Consider the following 3,669-nt stretch of genomic DNA (forward strand, 5'->3'; position numbering starts at 1 on the left):
ATATGACGGTGAGTATACGGTCAACACGGCGTATAAGCAGTACGAGCTGGAACAGGCTATTACAGATGGGCTCTTGATGTTTCACAATGTAACCGATGCCGTCAGCGGGGATGTGGAAGGCGATACGCGTGTACTGAAGGATATTAATACCTTTACAGAATTTACGAAGGATAAGAACGAAGATTTTTCCTTCAACCAGGTTATCCGTGTACTGGATAATTCGGCCATTGATTTGGCGCGGCTGTTTAATCGCTCTTATCTTGGCAAAGTGCAGAATGATGACCAGGGGCGGCTGGCACTTTGGAATGACGGCGTTGCGCTCTTTCAAAATTATCAAAAAGTCCGGGCCATTCAGAACTTTGTGGCCGATGATTTGCCAGTGCCCACGCAGGGGGATTCCAAGGATTCTGTCGTATGGACGTTTGAAATTCAGCCGACGGTTTGCATGGAAAAACTGTACTGCACCATTTATGTAGCGTAGAGAGGGGGAATAGGATATGCCAGAAGCAACTATTAATGCGATACGGACGATGTTTGCCGGCGATGTTATTTCGGCGAAGCTGGCGTCTGCATATGTGACAATTGATAACAACCGATACCTGCTGTTCCAGGCGAAATCCCTGAGCGCGACGATTGAAAAAGACAAGAAAGAAGTCGCTATTTTGGGGCGGTTGTTAAAAGGGAATAAATCTGTCAGCGCCAAAGGATCCGGAACACTGCGCATTTACAAAAACACGTCTGTGTTTGACGATATGGTACTGAACTTTGTCAATAATGGAGTTGATACCTATTTCGACATGCAGATTTCCAATGAAGACCCGACGTCCCAGGCCGGCAGGCGCACGGTTATTCTGACGGGATGCAACATTGACAAAACGACGGTGGCCGCTTTTGATGCGGACGGAGATTGGCTGGAAGATGAAATTTCCTTTACCTTTGAAGGAATGCAGATTCCGGAAAAATTCGCCGTATTAGACGGCATGCAGGCTTAGGAGGACTGAACAATGAGTGAAGTAAAAACGCTGAGCGCATTTTTTAAAGAGAACGAAATTGTCAAAGAACCTGTTAAATACGTCGCATCGAAACGGTTTGTTGATGCAAACGGCGACCCCGTCGAATGGGAACTGCGGGCGCTGACAAACGATGAGATTGATACCCTGCAGCACCGGTGCCAGAAAAAAGTACCCGTTAAGGGAACGAGGGACTATCAGACTGTGTTTGACCGGGAACGGTTTACGATGGAATTTACGCTCAAGAGTATCGTGTATCCGAATCTGAATGACACGGAACTGCAGACGAATCGGGGCGTTGTCGGGGCAGAAGCGCTGCTGAAAGATTTGCTGACACCAGGAGAACTGGCCGACCTGTATCTGGCTTCTTCAGAGGCCAGTGATTTCCAGACGGGCATGGACGATAAGATTAAAACTGTAAAAAACTTATCCGGGCAAAAGACGCCGAAACAGCCTTAGCGTATTTTGCCCTGGTTAAGCTCCACATTCTGCCCAATCAGCTGCGGGCCATGTCGGAAGAAGAGAGGGCGTTTGTATATGCATGCTGTCAGGAATATGCCAAGGCAGAGAACAAAGCGATGAAGGATTCCAAAGGGAGGTAGCCTATGGCAACTATAGAAAATTATATCCGCCTGCGGGATGGGTTTTCTCCTGTCCTGGACCGTATCAGCCAGGCGTCGAGTGTCGTTGCCAGACGGCTGGACGCTGTATCCGGCGCAGCCCGTGAGGCAGGCGAATCGGCTGAATCAGCGTCTTCTCGTTTTGGGATGCTGAAAAGCGTGTTTGCCGGCAGCTTCCTGGCTGATGCTGCCATGCAAGGGATTGAGGCCATCTCTAACGGTATTAATAACCTGGTAGGAACAGCAGACGAGTATGCCGGCATACAGGCCCGTTTAAGCCTTATTGCCGGGTCACAGGAAAATGTGGCCTATCTCAACAATATGATTTTCGAATCTGCACAACGAGCCCGCGGCGGATACCTTGATATGGCCAGGGCTGTATCGCAATTGTCCCTGAGTGCACATGATGCCTTCCCGGATCCGCGTGAAGCGGCGCAGTTTATGGAAGGTATTCAGAAGATGTTCGTCATTGGCGGCGTTAACAAACAAAATCAGCAGGACGCTATGATTCAGCTGACGCAGGGCCTGGCATCAGGGCAGCTGCAGGGCGATGAGTTCCGAAGTATCGCCGAAAATGCACCTATTATTGAAAACATGATTGCCAAGGAAATGGGTGTCCCCCGCGGAGCATTGAAGCAGCTGGCCGCTGAGGGAGAAGTTACGGCCGACGTTATCAGAAACGCCATTTTAAACAATATGGACGAAATCAATGCCCAATTCGCTGCGATGCCGAAACGCTGGGGCGACCATTTTACAGAGCTGACGAATATTGCTCTGCGGGAATTTGCGCCTGTGTTTACCCGGTTAAATGACCTGGCAAACAGTGAGGGCGTCCGCTTTTTCGTCAATAATATTGAATGGGGAATTTCGCAGGTAGCACCTATGTTTTATGCTGCTGTCGGCGTGATACAGTGGTTTGTCGATACAGCGGCCGGCGCCATCTCTTACGTCGGTGATTTCTTCAATACCCACGCCTGGGCGGCAGAGGCAGCATTGGGCGCCTTAGGCCTGGCTTTGCTGTATGTCGGCCTGAATGCCCTTTTCAGTGCCGGCCAGATGGGGATTGCTGCGGTAGCAACTGGTGCTAAAACCATCGCAGACTGGGCAGAGACAGCCGCTATTATTGCGATGACACTGGCCCAGGAAGGACTGAATGCGGCGCTGGCGCTGTGCCCTGTAACCTGGATCATTGGGGCTATTGTCATACTGATTGGCATTTTTTATCTGGCTGTAGCGGCGGTCAATCGGTTTGCCGGCACAAGCTTATCGGCTACAGGTCTTATCTTTGGTGCATTTGCCTGGATGGGGACGGGCATATTGAACACGGTCAAAATGGTGGCCAACAGCTTTATTGCACTGGCCAATTTTCTTGGCAGCGTATTCCAGGACCCATTGGGGGCAGCATACAATCTGTTCGTGGATATCTGGAATGCCATTGTTGAGTATGTTGCGGCGGCGGTGAACGACGTTATTGGTCTTGTCAACAAGATCCCGGGAATGCATATTAATGCAGTCAGTGCAGGCGACTTGACAGCTGCTCGTAAAGAAATTGCCGGGGCTGCTTTTTACGTCACTCCATTTACGTATGACAGCGCCAACGGCGCTGCAGCTGCAGGCTATAGTCTGGGAGCCAGTGACTGGACAGGAAGCATTAAAGATGCGATGAAACAGGTCATACCGGAAACCTATGATACCAGCAAAATAACGCCGGCAGCTAATTACGACCCCAATGCCGCAAACAACGCACAAAACGCGAAGCGTACAGCCGATAATACAGGACGCATGGCAGACACGACGGCCCGCATGGCGAATGCTATTGAGATGACGGATGAAGAAATTCGAGAGCTGCGGGATTCGGCAATGCAGCAGGTTATTTCTGAATGGCAACAGCAACATATTACGATTCACATTGAGAACCAGAATAACGTAGCATCCGATGTCGACATTGACGGCATGACGAGTGACCTCGTCAAGGGTATTCAGGAAGCCGTAGCAATTCAGCGGGAAGGAGTGAGGGTATAGATGTATTACATGTATAT

General features: G+C 50.0%; 4 protein-coding genes. All 4 read left to right on the forward strand.

The features are described 5' to 3' along the window. Positions 1-481 (forward strand): phage tail sheath C-terminal domain-containing protein (locus tag Q3886_RS09275; RefSeq protein WP_301861142.1); only part of this gene is annotated, 481 nt, incomplete at its 5' end. 16 nt (positions 482-497) lie between these two features. Beyond that, positions 498-992 (forward strand): phage tail tube protein, encoded by a 495-nt coding sequence (locus Q3886_RS09280; protein ID WP_301861143.1) that lies wholly within the window; start codon positions 498-500, stop codon positions 990-992. A gap of 12 nt (positions 993-1,004) precedes the next feature. Next, positions 1,005-1,469, forward strand: coding sequence for a hypothetical protein (locus Q3886_RS09285; RefSeq protein ID WP_301861144.1), 465 nt, complete (start codon positions 1,005-1,007; stop codon positions 1,467-1,469). A gap of 146 nt (positions 1,470-1,615) precedes the next feature. Further along, positions 1,616-3,652, forward strand: a complete 2,037-nt coding sequence (locus Q3886_RS09290; protein WP_301861146.1) for a tape measure protein — start codon at positions 1,616-1,618, stop codon at positions 3,650-3,652. The last annotated feature ends 17 nt before the right edge of the window (positions 3,653-3,669 follow it).

Source organism: uncultured Megasphaera sp., from assembly GCF_958350005.1.
Taxonomy (GTDB): Bacteria; Bacillota; Negativicutes; order Veillonellales; family Megasphaeraceae; genus Megasphaera.

Bases quoted from the DNA above. Each gene is read 5' to 3' on its own strand.
- Q3886_RS09280 (WP_301861143.1), top strand. From the start codon at position 498: ATGCCAGAAGCAACTATTAATGCGATACGGACGATGTTTGCCGGCGAT.
- Q3886_RS09285 (WP_301861144.1), top strand. From the start codon at position 1,005: ATGAGTGAAGTAAAAACGCTGAGCGCATTTTTTAAAGAGAACGAAATT.
- Q3886_RS09290 (WP_301861146.1), top strand. From the start codon at position 1,616: ATGGCAACTATAGAAAATTATATCCGCCTGCGGGATGGGTTTTCTCCT.